The following is a 22970-nucleotide window of genomic DNA, read 5'->3' as shown; positions in this document are numbered from 1 at the left end:
CGGAGGATCACAGGTGCGCTCAGTCTCCACCTCCGGCCGACCGCGTGCGATCACTTTCCGTGGACTGTCCGCGACTGCGCGGATACGGATGCCGCCCGCCCAGCTCGGCCACGCTCATCACGATCCGCACGCGCGACTCCTCGGCCGCCTCCAGCGCCTCCGGCACGTCGGAGATCATCACCCGCGCGCCGCTGGCCCGGATGCGCTCGCCCAGCCCGGCACGGTCGAGGTCGGCGGGCACCGGCCAGACGACGCCGCCCGCCGCCATCACCGCGTCCGCCGCCACCAGCAGGTCGGGCCCCACGGGCAGGCAGACGAGCACCGTGTCGCCCGCGCGCACCCCTCTGCGCCGCAACTGGGCGGTCGCGATCGCCGACCGCTCGTCCAGTTGCTTCTCGGTGAGCTCCACGCCCGTCCCGGAGTCCACCATGACGATGTGCTCATCCATGGCGTCCACGGTAGGGAGGGGGTCACGTGCCTACATGGGGCGGAATATGCAGATCCCTATGCAGAAGCGCTGGGGTGCTCGGCGGCCCACACCGCGATCTGCGCGCGCGAGGTGTACCCCAGCTTCTCCATGATGTTGGCGATGTGCCGGGCGACCGTGGCCGGGCTGATCACCAGTTCCTCGGCGATGGCCCGGTTGGACAGGCCGCGGGTGAGCAGGCCGGCGATCTCCAGCTCGCGCACGGTCAGCAGCGAGTGCCTGACCGGCTCGGCCGGCACGGGCGGCGGCGCCGCGGGCCGCTCCCCGCCAGCACCTGGCGGGCGGCGGCGTCGGGGCTCATCGCCCGGCCGCGCGACCACAGGGAGGCCGTACGGCCCTCGCCGAGCTTGGCGCGGGCGCGCGAGAGCAGTTCCTCGATCCTGATCGTGGCCGAGTGCTGGCCGATCGACTCGCGCAGCGTGGCCGCGGCGGCGGCGGCCAGCACCGCGCCGTCGAGGTCGCCCTCGTGCTCGGCCAGCACCGACAGGCCGGCCAGGCATCGGGCCACCCCCTGCCGCTGGCCGGTCTGCCGGCTCAGCGCGAGGCTGTCGGCCAGCCGCTCCCTGGCCGCGGCGAACTCGCCCAGCATGGCCGCGACCCGGCCCACCCTGGCCAGGCAGCGCGCCAGCTCCGAGTCGCTGCCCAGCTCGCACAACCACGGGACGGCCAGCTCGTAGCGGGACTTGGCGGTCTCCAGGTCGCCGCGGGCCTCGGCCACCGCGCCGAGCTGGGCGGCCATCCTGGCCATGAGCCAGCGGTGGCCGTGCTCGCGCGCCCGCGCCAGGGCCTCGTCGCCCAGCCGCTGGGCCTCGCGCAGCCGGCCCCTGGTCAGCGCCACCGCCGACAGCCCGGCCAGCCCCGCCGCCTGGTTCCAGGCGTCGCCCGACTCGGTGGCCTCGGCCAGGCCCCGCTCGGCGTGGTGCAGCGCCTCGTCGATGCGGCCCATGCGCAGCAGGACCACGACCACGAGGCTGTGCATGACGCAGCGGGTGAACACGTTCTCCTCGCCCAGGCCCGCCAGACTCTGCGTGGCCACCTCCAGCGACCGGCTGAGCTCGTCGCGGGCCTCCAGCCCGTAGGCGAGGTACGCCTTGCCCTGCGCGATCTGCCCGTCGGGGACGGTTTCGAGGTCGAGCGAGAGCAGCCGCTCGATCCAGCCGACGATCTCGGTCAGATTGCCGGAGATGGGCAGCAGGGCGGTGCTGGCGGCGCACAGGCGCAGGCCGAGCCGCGCGTTGCCGGACTCGGCGGCCCAGTCGAGGGCGGCCCGCTGGTCGTCGAGGAGCTGCTTGCTGGCCGTCAGGCACTCCAGCCGCTCCGGCCAGGGCACGCCCGGCCGGACCATCTCGGTCGTGAAGTGGCGTTCCTGCAGGTCGCACAGGACGGTGAGGTGCCGCTCGCGGACGTCCTCGCGCTCACCGGCCCGGTCCAGCCGCTTCATCGCGTACCGCTTGATCGTCTCCAGCATCCGGTAGCGCCTGCGTTCCTCGTCGCACAGCACGAGGGACTTGTCGACCAGGCCGCCGAGGAGGTCGACGATCTCGTCCCGGGCGATGGGCCGCTCGGCGCAGACCTGCTCGGCCAGGTCGAGGTCGAAGTCGCGGGCGAAGACCGACAGCCTGCACAGCAGCACCTGCTCCTTGGCCGACAGCAGGTCGTAGCTCCAGTCGACGGTGGCCAGCAGCGTGCGCTGCCGCGCCGGGGCCGTACGGCCGCCCGTGGTCAGCAGCGAGAAGCGGTCGTCGAGCCGGTCGGCGATCTGCCCGGGGCTGAGCAGGCTCGTACGGGCCGCCGCCAGCTCCAGGGCCAGCGGCAGCCCGTCGAGCGCCTGGCACAGGCGGACCACGTCGGGCAGGGTGTCGGGGCCGAGCCGGGTGCCGGCGGCGGCGGCCCGGTCCATGAACAGCTGCACCGACTCGGCGTCGGCGTATCCCATCTCGGGCAGGTCGAGCGGCGGCACCCGCCAGATCAGCTCGCTGGCGATGCGCAGCGGCTCCCGGCTGGTGGCCAGGATGCTCAGCCGGGGACAGCAGGCGACCAGCTCGGCGGCCAGCCCGGCGCACCCGTCGACCAGGTGTTCGCAGTTGTCGAGCAGCAGCAGGCAGCGCAGCTCGCGCAGCCGGGCGGTGACGGTGTCGAGCAGCGGGCGCCCGCTCTCCTCGCGCACCCGCAGCACCCGGGCGATCTCCTGGACGATCTGCTCCGGACGGCTGACCCGGGCCAGCTCGACCAGCCACACCCCGCCCGGATAACCGCCCACCAGCCCGGCGGCCACCCGCAGGGCCAGCCGGGTCTTGCCGATGCCGCCGACGCCGCACAACGTGACCACGCGCGTCTCGCCGAACAGCCCGCGCAGGTCGTCGAGGTCGCGTTCGCGGCCCACGAACCGATTGGGCTCTGCTGGAAGATTGTGCCGGGGGGCCTCTGGCATGTGTTCACCCTGCGTCGCCGAAGGATCACACTCTTGCACAGTGTCGCACTTTTCACAGGCCAAGCGAGCTGACGATCGCCCTTTCGTCCACAACGCGCAGAATGGGGTTTCCCAGCAGCCGCCTGGCGACGTCGTACGGCGCCACGACCATGGTGGCCCTGCGCTCGGCGGCCAGCACCCGGCAGCCGATGACGGTCGGCTCGTTGGCGGCGATCACCACGTGGGCGCCGGACATCAGGGCCAGGTCTAGCACCCGCAGCCCCTTGAGCAGGTCGCCGGCCGCGTTGACGACGACGTCGTCCTTGCCGACCACCAGGCGGGCGGCCAGGTTGCGCAGGTCGGCGGCGAGCTCGTCGTGGTCGAGCACCCGGCCGCCGCCCGGCGCCAGCGCCGCGCCCGCCAGCGGGCCGAACTCCACCGGGCTCGCGTTGAGCAGCCCGGCGAACGGCAGCGCGCCCGGCGAGGGGCGGAAGGCGTAGACCCGGTCCGCGGCGGGGCTGCCGGGCTCGCGGGGGCCGCGGGTGATCATCATGCGGACCGGGCCCGAGCCGTCCAGCACGGCGACGCCGCCCGCCCAGGCCACCGCGTGGACCGCCACCACCAGCGAGGCGCCGAGCGGCAGGTCGATGAGGACGCGGTCGCCGTAGGTCAGCCCGTCGCGCCGCAACCCGCCCGCCGCGCGGGTGACCCGCCTGGCGAACTGCGCGTACGACAGCACCTCGCCGGTCCTGACGTCGCTCACCGCCGGCTGGTCGCCCTTGCTCGGTGCCGAGCCCATAACCAGCTCTGTCCACGTCATGACGACAATGTAGGGACCGCGGCGGCTCCTGCCATGCACACAAATGTGCAACCTGCTATGTACGTCCCGGCTCGCGCTCGTACAGCTCGGTGAGGGGGGCGAGCCGGTCGGCGGGCACGTTCAGCCGCAGGACGGCGCCGGGCTCCTCCGCCCAGGAGCCGCCCTCCCAGGCGAGCTGCTCCCAGGCCACCAGCCTGCTGCCCGCGAGCCGGCGCCTGATCAGGGCCTCGACCAGCCAGGGGGCCCGGCCGCCGGGGCCGCGCTCGTACCCGAAGAGCTTGCCGGTGCGGCGGGGCACGACGATGAGGCCGCTGACCCGGAACGCGTTCTGCACGCCCATCAGCAGCGGGCCGTCCTGGCACAGCCGCACGTCGGCGACCCTGCCGACCACCTCGCCGGCCGCGTCGGTCACCGTGCGGCCCTTGAACCAGCTGATCCTCGGGACGGGGCCGGCGGCGTGCACGACCTCTCCCCCGGGCCGGCGCTCGCCGCCGCTGCCGGGGATCCTGGCGATCACGTTCTCGCGCATCCAACGTTCGAGTGCGGGCTCGGCGAGCTCGCCGCTCACCTTGATCGCGCTGCCGATCTCGGTGACCAGGTGCATGGGGATGCGCCGGGGCTGCGGGTGCTCCTCGGGCCTGAACAGCGTGGTCACCGAGCTCATCAGCCAGCCGGGCAGGCCGCCGATGCGGGGGGCCAGCGCGAGCGGCCCGGCGAGGAGGGCCGCCACGTACGGCGGGTCGCCGGCCAGCTCCAGGTCGTCCACCTTGCAGACGGGCTCGCCGTCGTCCGCGCCGACCACCTGCCGGTCGAGCAGGTGCAGGTCGGCGTGGAGCTCCCGGGCCCTCATTGCCCCGCCTTCGTGGCGACCAGCAGCGGGACCGCCGCCACCGCGACCACCGACAACAGGATCATGTACGCGGTGCCGACGGCGTTGGTGAACCGGCTGTTGACCCGGTCTTCCATGTAGTCGGGATCGTTGGCGATCATCAGCACGGGCAGGTACGTCAACGGCAGCGCGGCGGCCGAGAACACCAGCGAGTACTCCGTCACCATGACCGGGTCGACGGTCGTCAGGATGAGCGCCGCGGCCAGCACGACCGCGACCAGCACCACGACGTGGAACCTGGCGGCGTCCCTCGGCCGCGCCCTCTTGCCCCACCGCCAGCCGAAGTACTGGCTGAGCGTGTACCCCGACGACAGCGCGGTCTCCAGCGTCGCGCCGAACGTGGCCGCGAACACCCCGATGATCGCCATCGCCATCCCGATCTTGCCCAGCCCGACGCCCACCGGCAGCACCATCTGCGCCAGCGACTCCACCTCGGCCTGCACCGGCAGGAACACCGCGGCGGCGCAGACCATGATGGTCAGCGACAACATGCCGCCGAGCGGGAAGCCGACGAACACGTTGGCGCGGGCGGTCACCAGGTCTTTGCGCGTCCACCGCTCCTCGACGCCGCCGGAGGAGAAGAAGAACACCTCGTACGGGGTCATCGCGCCGCCCAGCAGCGCGACCGCGTAGTACCAGTAGGTCGCCGCCCCCTCGGCCTGCGGCGGCGAGGCGAGCTGGCTGCCCAGCTCGCCCCAGTCGGGGCCGAGCTGCCACGCCGCCACCCCGAACACCACCAGCGCGAGCCCGGCCAGCCCGAACACCCGTTCCATGGTCTCGAACCTGACCCGCCACATCACCAGCCAGGCGACCAGCGCCACCCCCGGCACCCACAGCAGGTAGTTGACGCCGGTGGCCAGCTCCAGGGCGAGCGACGCGCCGCCGATCTCCGCGGCCAGCGTGAGCAGGTTGATGAAGAACGACGCCCCCAGGTTGAGCAGGCCCGCCCGCGGGCCGAGCCGCTCGCGTACGAGGTCGAAGACCGGCCGGCCGGAGACCGCGGCGATCCTGCCGGACATCTCGGCGAACAGGCAGATGCCCACCACGCCGACCACCACGACCCACGCCAGCGACATCCCGAACCGGGCTCCGACCAGCGAGTTGGCCACGAGGTCGCCGATGTCCACGAAGCCGCCGACGGCGCTGAGGATGCCGAGCGTGACGGCGAAGAGCTTCTTCACCCCAGCGCCTCCAGCTCCCGCACCGCTCGGGCGGGGTCCTTGATCCGGTCCCGGCGTACCTGGATGAGCAGGTCGTCCACCAGGTCCTCGGCCCGCTGGATCCGGTCGAGCACCCGGTCGCGCACCTGGTCGGACTGCTCGGACGGCGGCTGCACCCCGCCGAACTGGTCGCCGACCGCGTCGAGCTCGCCGGCCGCGTCGGTGAGCACGACCTTGAGGTACGGCCTGGTCAGCCGGTGGGAGTTCGCCACGGCCAGGCGGACGATCTGGATGACGGAGGAGACGCTCTTGTCCGACTGCTGGGCCTTGAGCGCGTAGTCGTGGTCGTCCCAGGCGGGGCTCACGCAGCCGGCCGCGGCCACGAGCGGCACGAGGAGCGCCGCCACCTGCCTCATGTGCGGCCTCGCAGCAGGAAATAGGCCAGCAGCCCGAGGAGCAGCGCGAACTGCCCCCACGCGGCGAGCAGCACCAGCCCTTCGTCTCTCACGGTTGCTCATTGCCCCCTGCTCCTGGTCCATGCGGGAGGCCGGGAATCAGACGCGCGGGCCGGGGCGTTCACCCCTACAGCGCCGCAGACGCCTTGTCCCGCTCTTGTCACGAGAGGGGATCAACTAGACTTGGTGGGTCGCGACTTCGCGCGGCCGCCCCCACGACACAGAGCGAGAAGTCATCATGCCTTTGAACAGCCGCGACGACCTGCGGAACATCGCGATCATCGCGCACGTCGACCATGGCAAGACCACACTGGTCGACGCCATGCTCTGGCAGTCCGGGGCCTTCCGCGCGAACCAGGACGTCGACGACCGGGTCATGGACTCCAACGACCTGGAGCGCGAGAAGGGCATCACCATTCTCGCCAAGAACACCGCCGTCCAGCACGGCGGCATGACCCTGAACATCATCGACACCCCCGGCCACGCCGACTTCGGCGGCGAGGTCGAGCGCGGCCTCTCCATGGTCGACGGTGTGGTGCTGCTGGTCGACGCCTCCGAGGGCCCGCTCCCGCAGACCCGGTTCGTGCTGCGCAAGGCCTTCGCCGCCAAGATGCCGGTCATCCTGTGCATCAACAAGGTCGACCGCCCCGACGCCCGCATCAAGGAGGTCGTCGACGAGGTCTACGAGCTCTTCATGGACCTCGACGCCACCGAGGAGCAGATCGACTTCCCGATCGTCTACGCCTCGGCCAAGGCCGGCCGCGCCTCCCTGAACCGTCCCGACGACGGCGGCATGCCCGACTCGGAGGACCTTGAGCCGCTGTTCGACATCATCAAGTCGACGATCCCGGCGCCCACGTACGACCCCAACGCCCCGCTGCAGGCGCACGTCACCAACCTCGACGCCTCCTCCTACCTGGGCCGTATCGCGCTGTGCCGGATCCACCAGGGCATCATGCGCAAGGGCCAGCAGGTCGCCTGGTGCCGTACCGACGGCACGATCCAGAAGGTGAAGATCACCGAGCTGCTGATGACGGAGGCGCTGGAGCGCAAGCCGGCCGAGGAGGCCGGCCCCGGCGACATCATCGCCATCGCGGGCATCCCCGAGATCATGATCGGCGAGACGCTGGCCGACCCCGAGGACCCGCGCCCGCTGCCGCTGATCACGGTCGACGAGCCGGCGATCTCGATGACGATCGGCACCAACACCTCGCCGCTGGTCGGCAAGGTCAAGGGCTCGAAGGTCACCGCCCGCATGGTCAAGGACCGGCTCGAGAAGGAGCTGGTCGGCAACGTGTCGCTGCGCGTGCTGCCCACCGACCGTCCCGACGCCTGGGAGGTGCAGGGCCGCGGTGAGCTGGCGCTGGCCATCCTCGTCGAGCAGATGCGCCGCGAGGGCTACGAGCTGACCGTCGGCAAGCCGCAGGTGGTCACCAAGACCATCGACGGCAAGGTGCACGAGCCGGTCGAGCGCCTGACGGTCGACTGCCCGGAGGAGTACCTCGGCGCGGTCACCCAGCTGCTGGCCGTCCGCAAGGGCCGCATGGAGCACATGACCAACCACGGCACCGGCTGGATCCGCATGGAGTTCGTGGTCCCGGCCCGCGGCCTGATCGGCTTCCGCACCGAGTTCCTGACCGAGACCCGCGGCACCGGCCTGGTCCACCACGTCTTCGACTCCTACGAGCCCTGGTTCGGCGAGCTGCGCACCCGCAACAACGGCTCGCTGGTGGCCGACCGGTCGGGCCCGGTGACCGCGTTCGCCATGCTCAACCTCCAGGAGCGCGGCACGCTGTTCGTCTCGCCGACCACCGAGGTCTACGAGGGCATGATCATCGGTGAGAACTCGCGTTCCGACGACATGGACGTGAACATCACCAAGGAGAAGAAGCTCACGAACATGCGCTCGTCCACGAGCGAGGAGACCGAGAAGGTCATCCCGCCGCGGACGCTCTCGCTGGAGCAGGCGCTGGAGTTCATCCGCGAGGACGAGTGCGTGGAGATCACGCCCGACGCGGTCCGCATCCGCAAGGTCGTGCTCGACGCCGCCACCCGCGGCCGCGCCGCCGCCCGCGCCAAGCGGGTCTGATTCGTTTTTCTCCGCACCACGGCCGCGTGTCACTTTCCCGGTGACACGCGGCTTTCGTGTCAGGGGGGCCTGTCAACGATCGGCCCGAGCACGCGCGATGGAACGTCTCTCCCGTGTCACGGTGTAAAGAAACGTGGTCATGAGACCATCTGTGATAACACCGTGACCCTATGCCATAGAACATTTCGGCATGCCGGAGAATCATCCCAATTGTGGGAAAGCTCCGGATGGCAATTTCATTCGGGCTGGCTCTGGTGTCGTTCGGGGCGATCGTTTGGTGCACCATCGCAGCCAGACCCGTGGCCGGGTCCGACAGGCCCAAGAGCACCGTCGTGACCAATCCGTGGGCGGCCGCCGCCGCCCGCGCCGACCCGGCCGCCGGATGGGCCCGTACGGCCGCCACCGAGGTCTCGGTCACCCGGGCCCGCGCCGCCGACCTCGACGCCGTCCCCGAGGGGCGGATCGATCCCCGGCAGCGGCAGGTCAGGATCACCGTCAGGCACCGGCTGGACATGCGTCCCGACGACCCGCTGGCCGAGGCGCTGCGCCAGGGCGGCGGCTTCCCGGGCACGCTGCCGCAGGTGACCGACTCCGGGTTCGGCGCGCTCAAGGTGGACGGCCAGAGCCTGGCGCCCACCACCCGGCTCGCACCGCTCGTCGTCTCCTCGCCGGGACACGTCGCGGCCGAGTTCACGGTGACGCTGCTGCGCCAGGTCAAGGTCGAGGGGCTGTTGCGGCTCGACTTCACCTCGCCGACCGCGCTCCCGCTGATCGTCGTGGTGCGCGCGGTCACCGTGCTGCCCGGCGAGTGGACCGTGCTGCGCGTCGAGGGCATCCAGCCCGAACGGCAGGAACGCGGGCTGCTGCGGTTCTCCGTCGGCGCCTACCCGGTGAGCCTGACGCTGGCCCCCGGCTCCTACGGCTTCCCCGACGTCGCCGAGGAGGACGACTTCTCCTGGGCCACCGCGCTCGGCGTGCTCACGGCGTGCGCGCTGGCGGTGTTCCTGGTGCGCTCGCTCGGCCGCCGGTGGTGGCAGCGGGTGCCCAACAGGGAGCTGGTCGTCGGCCTGGCCATCGCCGCGCCGGCCCTGCTGATCCCGCTGGTCGCCGCGGAGTGGTCGCCGGTCGGGTACGTGATCCTGTTCGTCGCCGTGCCGGTGATGGCCCTGCGGCACGCCGGACGGGTGCTGCCCACCAGCCCGCCGTGGACCGGCCGCGACCTGCTCACGGTGACCGGGCTCGGCCTGCTGGTCGGGATCGGCATGCTGAGCTGGTCCTGGCTGCACGGCCAGCTCCCCGGACGCGTGCTGCTGACCGGCGCGGCCGTCGCGGCCCTGGCGGCGGCGGGCGCGGCGGTCGGCTTCAGCGTGGACCTCGGGGTCAGGCCGGTGGTCGTCCGCCTGGCCGCGCTGTGGGCCGAGGCCGCGGTCGGGCTGCTGGCGCTGGCCCTGTGGCTGCGGGCGCTGCTGGACGGCGTGTACCCGCCCGACAGCGTCCGGCTGCTGCTGGCGCTGAGCTGGGCGATGATCCCCGTGGCGGCGGTGACCGTGGCGACCAGGCGGTGGAGCCGGGCCGCGGTGGTGGGCGCGGTCGTGGTGAGCCTGCTCGTGCAGGGCTGGCCCACGGAATGGCTGGACGCGGGGTCGTGGAGCCTGGCCGTGCCCCGCGCGGGCGTCCCGATGATCGGGAGCCTGCCGCTGGACCCGCTGGTCCGCGGGGTGCTCGGGCTGCTGCTGCTCGGGTTCGTGATGCTGGTGCTGCGGTTGTGGCGGCTGGGCTGCCGGACGGCGGCCGTGCGCGACCCGGCCGCCGAGTCGACGATGGTCGTCGTGCTGATGGTGCTCTACATCACGCCCGGCGGCAGCACCACGCTGGCCGACATCGACGTGCCGCTGCCGCTGCTGGCGATCACCTCGCTCGTGGCCTGGCTGACCGCGCGCTGGCTGCTGGCCGGGCCGCCCGCGTCCGTCGTGGAGCCGGACACGCAGGAGGAGCACCGGCAGTTCGTCCGCGCGGCCCTGCACAGGCGCCTGCTGCTGCTCGCCGAGCAGGAGCTGTACCGGGCGGGACGGACCAGGCTGGCCGCGGACATGTCGATGGCCGAGTTCGACCAGCGGCGGCAGGCGCTGGAGTCGGCGCTGCGCGAACACGGCCGCCATCCCGAGACCGCCTTCGCCACGGCGGCCGGGTGCACGCCCTGGCACAACGGCGTGTCGGCCTTCACCGTCAGCCTGCTGCTCAGCCTGCCCTTCGCGCTGGTCTACGGCCGGCCGGAGGGCGCGGACCTGACCAGCTTCCTCTTCGACGGCCGCTACCTGCTCACCCTGCCCGCGTTCGGCTTCCTGTTCGGCTACTTCTACCCGTGCGTCAGGGGCACCCAGCCGATGACCAAGGCGCTGCACCTGGCCGTCGCGGCCCTGCTGACCAGCCTGGCCGGCTACCTGTCGACGCTGGTCGAACCGGACATCGGCCCCCTCGACAAGGCACAGGTCGTGGCCATCGTGGTGGGGCAGGTGATGATGGTCTGCGTCGGGCTCGGGCTGTTCTGGGAGTGGCGGATCATGCACCTGGCCGGCGAACCGTGGGCCAGGGTACGCAACCTGCGCAGCGTGCGCAGCCTGGCCGCGCCGACCCTGGCCCTCGCGCTGGCCGTGGGCACGACGGCGGCCAGCTCGGCGGCCGGGCAGACGGTCGACCGCATCCTGAAGGGTGACCAGGTCACCACGAGCCAGCGGTGACCCGTCAGCGGCGCGGCAGCTCGCTGCCCCTGACGTGCGCGCACTGCCAGTCGACCAGCGCCGCGAAGTCGCGCCAGGCCCGCTCGACGCGCCCGCGCACCTCGGCCGTGTGCACCCACGCCTCCGGCTCGTGGCGGACGCCCGCGAACAGGGACCTGTGGCGCAGCAGCTCGATGCGCGGGTGGTCCTCGTCGAAGCCGCGCGGCCTGGTCTTCAGGCGGTCGCCGCCGATCGTGTAGCCGGCGTCGGCGAGCCGGGCCGTGATCGACTCCAGCGGCTTGCCGGTCACGTCCTCGTCCACGGCCGCGCGGTAGCGGGCGACCTGGTCGGCGGCCTGGGTGTAGCGGCCGCCGGCGACGTACAGGCCGGCGGCGCTGATCTCGACGTAGTAGCCGATGCCGGGCATCAGGTCGACGAAGGCGCCCTGATGGGTCTTGTACGGCGTCTTGTCCTTGGAGAAGCGCACGTCACGGTAGGGCCGGAAGAGCTGGGCCGGGCCGAACTCGGCGGCCAGCTCGTCGGTGAGCTCCGTCATGGGCCCGCGCACCGCGTCCTCGTAGAGGTGCTTGTGGCGGGTGAAGTAGTGCTTGGAGTTGTCCGCCTCAAGGCCCTCGTAGAAGATGAACGCCTCGTCGGGGAAGCCGGTGAAAGCCATGGCCCAAGGGTGCCATGCCGCTCACCGTGCGGTGTACGTGCGGCCCGGCGTGGGCGGGCGGCCGTACAGTTCCGAGACCGTCACGAACGTGTAGCCCTTCTTGGCGAGCGTGTCGAGCACCTTCGGCACGGCCTCGACCGTGGTGGGGTGGATGTCGTGCATGAGCACGATCGACCCGGCCTTGGCGGTGTCGGCCCGCCTGACCACGGCGGCGGGCTCGCGGTGCAGCCAGTCGAGGGTGTCGACGTCCCACAGGATCTGGGCCAGGCCCTCGCGGCGGGTCTCGGCGGCGACTGCGTCGTCGGTGCTGCCGTACGGCGGGCGCATGACCCGCATCTTCACCCCGGTCAGCCGGTGGACGAGCTCGTCGGTGTGCCCCAGCTCGTTGCGCACCCCCTCGCGGGACAGGCCGGTCAGCGACGGGTGGGACCAGGAGTGGTTGCCGATCTCGTGGCCCTCGTCCACGATGCGGCGGGTGATCCGGCCGCCGCTGTCGGCGGCCACCATCTCGCCCAGCACGAAGAACGTGGCCCTGACGTGGCGCTGGCGGAACAGGTCGAGCAGCTTGCCGGTGTAGGGCCCTGGACCGTCGTCGAAGGTCAGGGCCACACACTTGATCTTGCCGCAGTCGAACCTGCGGCTGCGCGGCCAGTCGGCCTGCTGCGCGATCAGCCGCTTGGCCAGGACCTCAGGACTGACCTGCGGCCGGATCATGGCGGAATGTCGGCGCGGCACCGGTTGAGCGGCACAGCCCACGAGAACGATCAGGACGAATGGCAAAGCCCAAATGCGCATGTTTTCCCCCGAAACACCGCACGCGGGGGCCTTACGGATAGTCCTGGACCGGTCTCCCCCGTAGTTCCCTGGCCAGGTCGTCCCACCAGAGTGGGATATCCGCGTGCAGCTCCTTGTAGCGGCGCGCCACGCGCATGGCACATCCAACCGGATCCGTACCCAGATGACGACGTTTAACCGGACCTTCCTGCCAACGGTAAAAACCGTCCCTGTAGTGCACGACGAGACCTATCCAGACCGAGATGGTCGCTCCGTCCCCCACCTCGTACGCGCTGGTGACTCCCAGCCCGTGCAGCTCCGCCTGGAGTTTCTCCGCCGCCGCGCGGGCTTCGGTCACACGCCACCCCCTGCCGACGTTTCCGTACACAACAGATGTACCCAGCAACGGGCATCAGCCGTCCAAGACATGGAGTAATCATGAAACTCCGGGGAGTCACGTGCAGGCCGTTCGACGTTATTGGTCGGCTTCCGCCGTTGCGCGGCCGGGCCGCCCTTGTTACGTTTCGGCCGTGCGCCGTGAGCGGGCACAGTCGCTGAAGCACGTCGCGGTACCGTACGACTCCGATCGGGCCTTCCTCGACCTCGTCGTGCCGCGCGTGCGCACCGCGCTGGACGAAGACCGGCGCGTGCTGGTCGTCAATCGTCCCGACCGGCTGGCGTTGTTGTCGGAGGCCCTCGACGGCGACGCGCGGCGCATCGACAGCCGCCCGGCCGGCGCCTGGTACGGCCACCCCCACCGGATGCTGGCCGCCTACCACGAGTACACGCGCGGCCGGCCCACCCTGGTCGTCGGCGAGCCCGTCTGGACCGATCTGAGCGAGCTGCGGATCCAGGACCTCATCCGCTACGACTCGGTCGTCAACGCCGCCCTGGCCGCGGCCCCGTCCGTCATGATGTGCCTGTACGACCTGCGTCACGTCCCCGAACCCGTGCGCGAGCTCACCTCGGTCGTCCATCCCCTGGTGCTGGGGTCGGGCGGCGAGGCCGCCAGCGGCCGGTTCGTGCAGCCCCACGAGCTGGTGCTCGACGGCGACGACGCGCCGTTCCCCGAGCCGGGCCCCGGGGCCTGCCTGGTGCGTTTCACGGCCCGCGAGCTCAAGCGCCTGCGCCAGACCGTCGGCGACTACGCCAGGACGGCCGGCATGGACCGCAACCTCATCTCCTCGCTGGTGCTCAGCGTCTCGGAGATCGCCGCGAACTGCGTCGAGCACGGCGCCGGGTTCGGCACGATCACGATGTGGGTGGAGGAGCGCGACCTCGTCTGCGAGATCGCCGATCCCGGCGGGACGCTCGACGACCCCCTGCCGGGCTACATACCGCCGGAGCCCGAGTCCCCGCGGGGGTACGGGCTCTGGATCAGCCGGCAGCTCTGCGACCGGGTGCAGCTGCGCGACGAAGGCGGCGTGCTACGCGTCCGCCTTCGTCTGTCCCTGGACTCCTCCTAGGCCGCGGCGCGGGGGCGGGAAGGCGCACGGCGCCCTCCTCCCGCGCGTAGTCCTCCAGCATGCCGCGGAGCTGGCGGCGGCCACGGTGCAGGCGGGACATCACGGTGCCGATGGGCGTCCCCATGCGCTCGGCGATCTCCTTGTACGCGAACCCCTCGACGTCGGCCAGGTAGACGGCCACGCGGAAGTCCTCGGGCAGGGAGCGCAGAGCGTTCATCACGACGCTGTCGGGCAGCCGGTCGAGCGCCTCGGTCTCGGCCGAGCGCAGGCCCGTCGAGGTGTGGGACTCGGCGGCGTGCAGCTGCCAGTCCTCGATGTCCTCGGCGGCCGACAGCTTCGGCGAGCGCTGCTTCTTGCGGTAGTCGTTGATGAAGTTGTTGGTGAGGATGCGGTGCAGCCACGCCTTGAGGTTGGTGCCCTCACGGAACTGGTGATAGGACGTGTACGCCTTGGCGACGGTCTCCTGCACCAGGTCCTCGGCGTCGGCGGCGTTACGGGTCAGGCGCATGGCGGAAGCGAACAGCTGCGACGTCACGGGCACGACATCGCGCTCGAACCAGTCCTGACGCTGCTCATCGGTCATAGTGATCAATTCATTCCCCCTTGCGCTATCCCCCGTTCGGCACAAGCCGCCTGACAGCATTCCTCATCCTCGCAACTCCCAGGTAAGGGACGCGTTAGGAGAGTCCGCATAGGTCAGAAGGGGTTTGTAGTCCATCTGCTCGCGGCGTGCGTGGTCACGTCCACGGCCGGACAAGTCTCATTATCATAACACTACCCACCCAATTTCGTAGGAATAGTGGTCAGAGTCACAGGGGATAGCGTATGGACATGGAATCTGTGGACCGTCACGACACGGGGACACGTCGGTGGGTGGCGGAGGCCATCCGCAAGGTGGAGGCCGACGCCAACCGAAGTTGTGACACTCACCTGCACGCCTTTCCGCTTCCCTCGCACTGGGGCGTAAACCTCTATCTGAAAGACGAATCGGTGCACCCGACCGGTTCACTGAAGCACCGGCTCGCCCGGTCCCTGTTCCTGTACGGCCTCGCCAACGGCTGGATCGGCCCGGCCACCACGATCGTGGAGGCGTCCAGCGGCTCGACCGCGGTCAGCGAGGCGTATTTCGCCCGGTTGCTCGGCCTGCCGTTCATCGCTGTCATGCCGGCGTCCACGTCGCCGGAGAAGTGCCACCTCATCGAGTTCTACGGCGGGAAATGTCACCTCGTCGCCGACCCCGGGGCGATCTATGACGAATCTCACCGGCTGGCCGCCGAGACCGGGGGCCACTTCATGGACCAGTTCACCTACGCCGAACGCGCGACCGACTGGCGTGGCAACAACAACATCGCCGAGTCGATCTATTCGCAGATGTCCATGGAGCCGCACCCCGAGCCCGCCTGGATCGTCGTCGGCGCCGGCACCGGCGGCACGTCGTCCACGATCGGCCGCTACATCCGCTACCGCCGCCACCCCACCCGCCTGGCCGTGGTCGACCCGGAGGGCTCGGCGTTCTACCCGGGCTGGGTCTCGGGCGACCCCACGGTGACGGCCTCCGGGTCGCGGATCGAGGGCATCGGGCGTCCCCGGGTGGAGCCGTCGTTCCTGCCCAGCGTGATCGACCGCATGATCGCCGTCCCCGACGCCCGCTCGATCGCCGCCATGCACTGGACCCGCGAGGTCACCGGCCTGGACGTCGGCGGCTCCACGGGGACGAACATGGCGGCGTGCGTCGAGCTCGTCAGGGAGATGCGCGAGGCGGGCGTCCAGGGCAGCGTCGTCACCCTGATCTGCGACCGCGGCGACCGCTACAAGGGCACCTACGACAACCCGGAATGGCTGGCCGGCCAGGGGCTGGACCTCCAGCCCCACCTAACCGACCTGCGGGCGCTGCTGCCGCGCTGAGCGCCTGGGCCTAGGAGGCGGCCTTGGCGGGGTCGACCGAGAAGGTCTTGGCCAGGTCGTCCAGGATGGCGTGGGCGCCCTGGATGCCCACGGCGCTCATCCAGGTCAGGTCGCTGACCTCGTGCTTGTCCCCCTTGAGCCGGCCCCACAGCGGGTTGCCGACGAACTTCTCCTTGGGGCCGTCGCTGGCCGGGTCCGGGTAGGTGGCGACGAAGATGTGGTCGGCGTCGAGGTCGGCGATGCGCTCCGCGCTGATGTCCACGGCGATGGCGTCGTCCTTGGTCGGCTGGCCCTCGGGGCGCGGGAAGCCGACGTCCTTCAGCACCACCCCGGAGTAGGACTTCTCCACGTAGAGCCGGACGGTGGGCTCACCGGCGAAGCGCACGATCGAGACGGTCGGCAGCTTCCCGCCCGCCTTCTCCTTGATCGCGGCCCCGATCGTGCCGGCGCGCTCCTCGAACGCCTTGATCCGGGAGTCGGCCAGGTCCTCCTTGCCCAGGGCGCGGCCCATGAGCCGCAGGTTCTCCTTCCAGATGGCGCCGGTCGTCTCGCTGAAGACGGTCGGCGCGATCTTCGACAGCTTGTCGTACAGGGCCTCGTGCCGGACCTTGGCCGACACGATCAGGTCGGGCTTGAGCGCGGCGATCTTCTCCAGGCTGGGCTGCTCCAGCGTGCCGACCGGGGTCGCCTCCTTGCCGTACTGGCCGACGAGCGGGCCGAGGTAGTCGGGCAGCTTGGTGTCGATCGACCGGTAGGTGGTGTAGCCGATCACGGGGGTCTCCAGCGTGAGCACCGCGTCCACGAAGCTCTGGTCGAGCGCGACGACCCGCTTGGGCTGCCCGGAGATCTTGGTCGAGCCCATCGCGTGCTCGATCGTCCTGGCCGCCGGGTCGGCCGACGGCGTGGCCGCCGGCTCCGTCGAGCCGCACGCGGCCACCCCCGCCACCAGCAGTACACCGGCCAGCACCCGCCACGCTCTCATCGGAACCCTTTCTCGAAGTAAGGCGAACCTAAATTAGGTTAGCCCTGCCTAACCTGGCATACTTCACCACGATCGGGCAAACAAGGGGAGGAAACTGGTGACCGCGCTCGCGCCCCGCCTCCACGGCATCCGGCGCCGGCGGCTCGTCCTCCTGCTCCTCCTCCTCGCCGCCGTCGCGGCGGGGGTGGTGCTGAGCATCACGGTCGGCTCGAAGTCCGTACCGCCGGGCGACGCCTGGCAGGCTCTCACCGCGCCCACGGGCAGCGAGAACGACATCATCATCCGCTCGCTGCGCGTGCCGCGTACCGTGCTCGGGGTGCTGGCCGGGATCGCGCTCGGCGTCTCGGGCGCCCTCATGCAGGGCCACACGCGCAACCCGCTCGCCGACCCCGGCCTGCTGGGCGTCACGCAGGGCGCGGCGTTCGCCATGGTGGCCTCGATCATCCTGCTCGGCGCCTCCAGCCTGCTCGCCTACATCTGGTTCGGCCTGGCGGGCGCGCTGGTGGCCAGCGTGGCGGTGTTCGCGCTCGGCATGACGGGCGGCAGGGGCGGCCCCACCCCGGTCACGCTGGCCCTGGCCGGCACCGCGGTCAGCGCCCTGCTGTACGCCATGACCTCGGCCATCGTGCTCCTCGACGAGCAGGCCATGGACGTCTTCCGCTTCTGGCAGTCCGGCTCCATCGCCGCCAGGGGCCCGGACGTGGTCTGGCAGGTGCTGCCGTTCATCCTCGCCGGCCTGCTGCTCGCCCTGGTCAACGCCCCGGGCCTGAACGCCCTGTCGCTCGGCGAGGACGTCGCCCGCTCGCTCGGCCAGAACATCGCCCTGACCAGGACGGTCGGCGTCGCCTCCGTCACCCTGCTGTCGGGCGCGGCGGTGGCGGCCTGCGGCTCGCTGGCCTTCGTGGGCCTGATCGTGCCGCACCTTGCCCGGCCGCTGTCGGGCACCGACCACCGGTGGCTGTTGCCGTACTCGGGGCTGGTCGGGGCGGCGTTGCTGCTGGTCGCCGACGTGATCGGCCGCGTGGTCGCCCCTCCGGGCGAGCTGGAGGTCGGCGTGGTCCTCGCCCTGATCGGCGCGCCCTTCTTCGTCGCCCTGGTCCGCCGCAGAAGGCCGGTACGGCTATGACCGCGCTCCCCCTGCGCCTCGGCACGCTGTCCTGGCGGCTTCGCCTGCGCGCCGTCGCCGTCGGCGTGACCGGCCTGGCGGTCCTGGTCGTGCTCATGGCGCTGAACATGCGCATCGGCGACCTCCCGATGAGCCTGGCGGAGGTGCTCCAGGGCACCTTCGACGTCAACAGCCCGGCCCACTTCGTCATCATGGAGCTGCGCCTGCCGCGCGCCCTGACCGGCGCCCTGGTCGGCGCCGCGCTCGCGCTGTCCGGCGCGATCATCCAGTCCATCGCCCGCAACCCGCTGGCCAGCCCCGAGATCCTCGGCGTCACGACCGGCGCCTCGGTCACCGTGGTGGCCGGCGTGGTGGCCAGCGGCAGCGTCTACGGCGGCACCAGCGGCCTGCTGGCCGACCTGGGCATCCCCGCGCTCGCCCTGCTCGGCGGCCTGCTCGGCGCGTCCGTCGTCTACGGCCTGGCCTGGCGGCGCGGCCTGGACGGCTACCGCCTGGTCCTGGTCGGCATCGGCGTGGCCGCCGTGTTCACGAACGTGAAGTTCTGGCTGCTGACCGTCGGCGACGTGAACGACACCGGCCGGGCCATGGTCTGGATCAGCGGCTCGCTCAACGGCCGCGGCTGGGAGCACGTCGTGCCCGTGGCGCTCGCGCTGGCGGTGCTCGTCCCGGCCACCCTGCTCGGCACCCGCTCGCTGGACGCGCTGCGCTTCGGCGACGACGTGGTCACCGCCCTCGGCGTACGCGTGAACGCGGCCCGCGCCCTGCTGATCCTGGGTGCCGTGCTGCTGGCCGCGGTGGCCACCGCCTCGGCCGGGCCGATCGCGTTCGTGGCCCTGGCCGCGCCGCAGATCGCGCTCCGGCTGACCCGCTCGGCCCGGCCGCCGCTGCTGTGCTCGGCGGTCACCGGGGCCGTGCTCACCGCGGGCGCCGACCTGATCGCCCGGACCGTCTTCTCCCCGATCGAACTGCCCGTCGGCATCGTCACGGCCGTGCTGGGCGCACCGTACCTGATCCACCTGATCTGGAGGGCACGCAAATGAGGCTGCAGGCCGCGGGCGTCAAGCTCGGCTACGGCGACCGGACCATCGTGGACGGCCTCGACCTGGGCGTCGAGGCGGGCACGGTGACCACCATCATCGGCCCGAACGGCTGCGGCAAGTCCACCCTCCTGCGCGCGCTGGGCCGCCTGCTCAAGCCCCAGGGCGGCCAGGTGCTGCTGGACGGCAAGCGCATCGACGCCATCCCCACCCGCGAGGTGGCCAAGATCCTCGGCGTGCTGCCGCAGGCGCCCTCCGCCCCCGAAGGGCTCACCGTGGCCGACCTGGTCGCCAGGGGCCGGCATCCGCACCAGACGTGGTACCGGCAGTGGTCCTCCGACGACGAGTCAGCCGTCGCCGCGGCGCTGACCATGACCGGCCTGGCCGACCTCGCCGAACGCCCGCTCGACGAGCTGTCGGGCGGCCAGCGGCAGCGGGCGTGGATCTCCATGGCCCTGGCCCAGGGCACCGACCTGCTGCTGCTCGACGAGCCCACCACGTTCCTCGACCTGGCCCACCAGGTGGAGGTGCTGGAGCTCGTCCGGCACCTGCACGAGCAGGCCGGCCGCACGGTCGTCATGGTCCTGCACGACCTCAACCTGGCCGCGCGCTACGCCGACCGGCTGGTGGCCATGCGCGCCGGCCGGGTCGTGGCCGCCGGCGCACCGCACGAGGTGCTGACCGAGGAGCTGCTGCGCGAGGTGTTCGAGCTGGACGCGAAGGTCATCGAGGACCCGGTCGCGGGCACTCCTCTCGTGGTGCCGATCGGACCGCTCGCAGCTCCCCGCGCCTGACGGTACCGGCCGCCCGTCTCCTCACCCCTCGGCCAGCGCCCGCCCGACGTCCGGATCGTCGGGGGCCAGCTCGGCGGCTCTGAGCAGGTCCTGCCTGGCCTCCTTCGCCCGGCCCAGCTCCCGGTGGACCATCGCCCGGTTGAACAGCAGCTCGGCCGTCTCGGTCAGCTTCAGCGCGCGGGTCAGGTCGGACAGCGCGCCGTCGGGGTCGCCGCGCTCGAAGGCGAGCACGGCCCGGTTCCCCCACGCGGCGGCCAGGTCGGGGTCGACCTCCAGCGCGGTGTCGAAGGCCGCGTACGCCTCCGGATAGCGGCCCTGGGCCGTCTCCACCTGGCCGAGCACGCAGAGCAGGTGGGCGTCGCGCGGCCGGAGCGCGAGGCCGCGCTCCACGTCCCGCCTGGCCTGGTCGTACTCGCCGTGGAGGGCGAGCAGGCCGCACCTGTTCACGTACGCGGGGGCGAAGTCGGGGTCGAGCTCCAGCGTGCGGTCGAGGTCGGCGCGGGCGCCGTCCAGGTCGCCGGCCGCGAACCGCAGCTCCGAGCGGTTGTAGTACGCCTCGGGGAAGGGCGGGCTGAGCCGGATGACGGCCTCGTAGTCGGCCAGGGCCTCGGCCGGTCTGCCCAGCTTGTTCAGCAGGTTGCCCCGGTCGAGGTAGTAGTCCGGATAGCCGGGATCGGCGTCGATCGCCGCCGTGTAGTCGGCCAGCGCCTCCTCGTACCGGCCGGCCTGGGCCAGCAGCTGGGCCCTGTTGGCGCGCAGCACGAGCCGGTGGACCGGGTGCTCGTCCGCCAGGTGCTCGTCGGCCAGGGCGATGGCCTGATCGACCAGCCGCAGCGCGGCGCCCGGACGGCCGGCGCGCAGCTCCACCAGGGCCTTGCCGTTGAGGTCGAAGCCGAGGTGGAAGGCGCGTTCGCGGGGGTCGGGCAGCAACGACGTGATCGTGACGGCCTCGTTGATCCACGCCATCGCCTCGCCGGGATCGCGGCGGGCGGGATCGTGGTGGCGTACCAGGATCATCGCGGTGGCGTAGGCGATGGTGGCCCGGTGCTTGGGGTCGGTGCTGAGGCGCCTGGCCCGGTCGTAGAGCTCGCGGGCCTCCTCCTCGCGCTCCACCGCCTCCAGGGCCGCGGCGACGCGCTGCACGAGGGTCCGCCACCCTTCGGGGTCGTCCTCGTACGCCATGCCGCGCAACGCCTCCGTGCCCGACTCGGCCATCGCGTGGTGGAAGCCCTCGTCGCGGTAGCGGTCGAAGTCGGCGCACAGCGGGCCCTCGCCGGGCGACGACGGGCCCTCCTCGACGCGCAGCAGCCCCGGGTCGAGCCGGCGGCGCAACACCTCGACCAGCTCGCGGTCGGTGTGGTCGGCCTCGCCCAGGTTCGACACGACGAGCGTGACCGGCCCCGTGTCGGCCAGCAGCTCGCGGACGAACTCGGCCAGCCCGTTGGCGATCCTGAGGCTGCGCCGCGCCCCCGGGATGAGGATGCGCTGCCCCCTCGGCAGGTCGTCGGCGAGCGAGCGCCTGCGCACCGGCACGAGCGGCCGCAGGCGGGGCGCCGCGACCCGGAGCTCCACGTCATGGGCGGCGACCAGGTCGGGCCGCCGGTCGAGCGCCTCGGGGACCAGAAGGTCGAGCAGCGCGGCGGCCAGCGTGTAGGGCCCGGCTGCCCGGCGGTCGGCGTCCAGGGCGATCGTCCTCACGACCGCCCCCTTCCCAGCGGTCGGCGTTCCCGCGTGGAAACGCCGACCCAGAGACAGGTCAAGCGCAGTGTCGCGGCGAGGCGAGCGTGGAGGGCCTGACAGTCCCGGGACGATGGACGACGATCTTCTTCATGGGCATCCCTTACGTGATCGCGGATAACCCGAACATGTCAGCACAAAGCTAACTAACGACTCAAGACTTTTCTGGTAAGGGCCATTTCGGCATGAATTAGGACACGACCGATAAACGGCGTTAGTCGCCCAGGATTGCGTCCACGAAGACATCCGGGTCGAAAGGCGCCAGATCGTCGGGCCCCTCGCCGAGCCCCACGAGCTTGACCGGCACGCCCAGCTCGCGCTGCACGGAGATCACGATGCCGCCCTTGGCGGTGCCGTCGAGCTTGGTGAGCGCGATGCCGGTGATGTTGACCACCTCGGCGAACACCTGGGCCTGGCGCATGCCGTTCTGGCCGGTGGTGGCGTCGAGGACGAGCAGCACCTCGTCGACCGTGGCCTTCTTCTCGATGACCCGCTTGACCTTGCCCAGCTCGTCCATCAGGCCGGTCTTGGTGTGCAGGCGGCCCGCGGTGTCGACGATGACGACGTCGACCTTGTCCTCGATGCCCTTGGCCGTGGCCTCGAAGGCCACCGACGCCGGGTCGCCGCCCTCCGGCCCGCGCACGGTCTCGGCGCCGACCCGCTCGCCCCACGTCTGGAGCTGGTCGGCCGCCGCCGCGCGGAAGGTGTCGGCGGCGCCGAGCACGACCTTCTTGCCGTCGCCGATGAGCGAGCGGGCGAGCTTGCCGGTGGTGGTGGTCTTGCCCGTGCCGTTGACGCCCACGACCAGGACCACGGCGGGCCGCTCGCCGTGCTTCTGCACGTGCAGGCCGCGGTCGAGGTCGGGGTTGACCTGGGCGAGAAGCTGCTCGCGCAGCAGGCTCTTGACCTCCGCGGGCGTGCGGCTGCCCAGCACCTTGACCTTGGTGCGCAGCTCCTCGACCATCGCGCGGGTCGGGGCGACGCCCACGTCGGCGGTGATCAGGCTCTCCTCGATCTCGTCCCAGACCTCGTCGTCGAGCCGGTCACGGGACAGCAGCTCCAGCAGGCCGCGGCCGAGCGCGCTCTGCGAACGCGCCAGGCGCGAGCGCAGCCGCACCATCCGCCCCGCGGACGGCGGCGGCACCTCGACCTCGGGGGCGATGACCATCGGCTCGGCCGGCTGGACCGGCGGCGGCACCGTGGTGACCGCGCCGTCGGCCTCCTCGACCGGGCCGGCGGGCCGCTTCTCCTCCTCGGGAAGCGGCGGCGCCTCCGGCGGCGGCACGGGCGGCGCCGCCTTGCCACCCGGCCTGAACAGCAGGAAGAGGCCGCCGGCCGCCAGCAGGGCGACGACGGCCACGATCACTATGACGCCGAGGTAACCATCCACAAGATGTCAGTTTTCCAGATCGACCGGCATGGTCATGCCCAAGGCACACGGATGAT

21 protein-coding genes are annotated in these 22970 nt (G+C 71.6%); 7 read left to right on the top strand and 14 right to left on the bottom strand.

The window, feature by feature from the left end:
- Positions 1-19: 19 nt before the first annotated feature.
- Genes ACNF49_RS12615 through ACNF49_RS12585 form a run of 7 tightly spaced genes read right to left on the bottom strand, consistent with a single transcriptional unit; the run spans position 20 to position 6182 of the window.
- Positions 20-448, bottom strand: coding sequence for an AMP-binding protein (locus tag ACNF49_RS12615; RefSeq protein ID WP_357973003.1), 429 nt, complete (start codon positions 446-448; stop codon positions 20-22).
- Between the two features lie 56 nt (positions 449-504).
- Positions 505-726, bottom strand: a complete 222-nt coding sequence (locus ACNF49_RS12610) for a response regulator transcription factor (RefSeq protein WP_482943754.1) — start codon at positions 724-726, stop codon at positions 505-507.
- A complete protein-coding gene (locus ACNF49_RS12605) occupies positions 693-2918 on the bottom strand; it encodes an ATP-binding protein (protein WP_498702344.1) in 2226 nt (741 codons plus the stop codon). Before ACNF49_RS12605 ends, ACNF49_RS12610 begins: the two co-directional genes overlap by 34 nt.
- A gap of 52 nt (positions 2919-2970) precedes the next feature.
- Positions 2971-3717 (bottom strand): AMP-binding protein, encoded by a 747-nt coding sequence (locus ACNF49_RS12600; protein ID WP_357973009.1) that lies wholly within the window; start codon positions 3715-3717, stop codon positions 2971-2973.
- Positions 3718-3772: 55 nt separating this feature from the next.
- On the bottom strand, positions 3773-4567 hold the full coding sequence (locus ACNF49_RS12595; protein ID WP_357973012.1) for a hypothetical protein: 795 nt from the start codon (positions 4565-4567) through the stop codon (positions 3773-3775).
- Positions 4564-5787: an NRAMP family divalent metal transporter gene (locus ACNF49_RS12590; protein WP_482943752.1), complete on the bottom strand. Its 1224-nt coding sequence runs from the start codon at positions 5785-5787 to the stop codon at positions 4564-4566. Before ACNF49_RS12590 ends, ACNF49_RS12595 begins: the two co-directional genes overlap by 4 nt.
- Complete coding sequence (locus ACNF49_RS12585) at positions 5784-6182, bottom strand: hypothetical protein (protein WP_482943751.1); 399 nt, start codon at positions 6180-6182, stop codon at positions 5784-5786. The genes ACNF49_RS12590 and ACNF49_RS12585 overlap by 4 nt, the downstream gene beginning before the upstream one ends.
- A 277-nt stretch (positions 6183-6459) precedes the next feature.
- Between ACNF49_RS12585 and typA the strand changes: the two genes are divergently transcribed.
- Both typA and ACNF49_RS12575 read left to right on the top strand, forming a co-directional pair.
- Positions 6460-8310, top strand: a complete 1851-nt coding sequence (typA, locus tag ACNF49_RS12580; RefSeq protein WP_357973020.1) for a translational GTPase TypA — start codon at positions 6460-6462, stop codon at positions 8308-8310.
- A gap of 227 nt (positions 8311-8537) precedes the next feature.
- The gene (locus ACNF49_RS12575) at positions 8538-11048 is read left to right on the top strand and encodes a hypothetical protein (protein WP_482943750.1); all 2511 of its coding nucleotides are present in this window, start codon (positions 8538-8540) and stop codon (positions 11046-11048) included.
- A 4-nt stretch (positions 11049-11052) separates the two neighbouring features.
- Here ACNF49_RS12575 and ACNF49_RS12570 read toward each other — a convergent pair whose 3' ends face one another.
- The 3 genes from ACNF49_RS12570 to ACNF49_RS12560 all read right to left on the bottom strand — a co-directional run bounded on the left by ACNF49_RS12570 (position 11053) and on the right by ACNF49_RS12560 (position 12835).
- A complete protein-coding gene (locus tag ACNF49_RS12570) occupies positions 11053-11703 on the bottom strand; it encodes a DUF2461 domain-containing protein (RefSeq protein ID WP_482943749.1) in 651 nt (216 codons plus the stop codon).
- A 21-nt stretch (positions 11704-11724) separates the two neighbouring features.
- Positions 11725-12417, bottom strand: a complete 693-nt coding sequence (locus ACNF49_RS12565; RefSeq protein ID WP_482943748.1) for a polysaccharide deacetylase family protein — start codon at positions 12415-12417, stop codon at positions 11725-11727.
- 112 nt (positions 12418-12529) lie between these two features.
- Complete coding sequence (locus tag ACNF49_RS12560) at positions 12530-12835, bottom strand: hypothetical protein (RefSeq protein ID WP_352324847.1); 306 nt, start codon at positions 12833-12835, stop codon at positions 12530-12532.
- A gap of 172 nt (positions 12836-13007) precedes the next feature.
- On the opposite strand from ACNF49_RS12560, the gene ACNF49_RS12555 reads away from it, so the two are divergent.
- Positions 13008-13943, top strand: a complete 936-nt coding sequence (locus ACNF49_RS12555; RefSeq protein WP_357973028.1) for an anti-sigma factor RsbA family regulatory protein — start codon at positions 13008-13010, stop codon at positions 13941-13943.
- Here the strand turns inward: ACNF49_RS12555 and ACNF49_RS12550 are convergent.
- Complete coding sequence (locus ACNF49_RS12550) at positions 13855-14526, bottom strand: sigma-70 family RNA polymerase sigma factor (protein WP_482943747.1); 672 nt, start codon at positions 14524-14526, stop codon at positions 13855-13857. The genes ACNF49_RS12555 and ACNF49_RS12550 overlap by 89 nt on opposite strands.
- Before the next feature lie 248 nt (positions 14527-14774).
- On the opposite strand from ACNF49_RS12550, the gene ACNF49_RS12545 reads away from it, so the two are divergent.
- Positions 14775-15848: a PLP-dependent cysteine synthase family protein gene (locus ACNF49_RS12545; protein ID WP_482943746.1), complete on the top strand. Its 1074-nt coding sequence runs from the start codon at positions 14775-14777 to the stop codon at positions 15846-15848.
- Between the two features lie 10 nt (positions 15849-15858).
- On the opposite strand, the gene ACNF49_RS12540 is transcribed toward ACNF49_RS12545, so the two are convergent.
- Positions 15859-16830 carry an ABC transporter substrate-binding protein gene (locus ACNF49_RS12540; RefSeq protein ID WP_482943745.1) on the bottom strand — a complete coding sequence of 324 codons (972 nt, stop codon included), beginning with the start codon at positions 16828-16830 and terminating at the stop codon, positions 15859-15861.
- A 97-nt stretch (positions 16831-16927) separates the two neighbouring features.
- Between ACNF49_RS12540 and ACNF49_RS12535 the strand changes: the two genes are divergently transcribed.
- From ACNF49_RS12535 to ACNF49_RS12525, 3 genes are read left to right on the top strand one after another with little or no spacing between them, the layout of a single operon-like run.
- Complete coding sequence (locus tag ACNF49_RS12535; protein WP_482943744.1) at positions 16928-17956, top strand: FecCD family ABC transporter permease; 1029 nt, start codon at positions 16928-16930, stop codon at positions 17954-17956.
- The gene (locus ACNF49_RS12530) at positions 17953-18996 is read left to right on the top strand and encodes a FecCD family ABC transporter permease (RefSeq protein ID WP_482943743.1); all 1044 of its coding nucleotides are present in this window, start codon (positions 17953-17955) and stop codon (positions 18994-18996) included. The genes ACNF49_RS12535 and ACNF49_RS12530 overlap by 4 nt, the downstream gene beginning before the upstream one ends.
- Positions 18993-19787 (top strand): ABC transporter ATP-binding protein, encoded by a 795-nt coding sequence (locus ACNF49_RS12525; protein ID WP_357973038.1) that lies wholly within the window; start codon positions 18993-18995, stop codon positions 19785-19787. The genes ACNF49_RS12530 and ACNF49_RS12525 overlap by 4 nt, the downstream gene beginning before the upstream one ends.
- Positions 19788-19808: 21 nt before the next feature.
- On the opposite strand, the gene ACNF49_RS12520 is transcribed toward ACNF49_RS12525, so the two are convergent.
- Together ACNF49_RS12520 and ftsY are read right to left on the bottom strand one after the other, a co-directional pair.
- Entirely contained in the window at positions 19809-21485 is a 1677-nt protein-coding gene (locus tag ACNF49_RS12520; protein WP_482943742.1) for a tetratricopeptide repeat protein, read from the bottom strand.
- 253 nt (positions 21486-21738) lie between these two features.
- On the bottom strand, positions 21739-22914 hold the full coding sequence (gene ftsY, locus ACNF49_RS12515; RefSeq protein ID WP_357973043.1) for a signal recognition particle-docking protein FtsY: 1176 nt from the start codon (positions 22912-22914) through the stop codon (positions 21739-21741).
- Positions 22915-22970: the final 56 nt, after the last annotated feature.

The sequence above is a fragment of the Actinomadura sp. ATCC 39365 genome (assembly GCF_054392275.1).
This window is presented reverse-complemented; position numbering and strand designations above follow the sequence as displayed.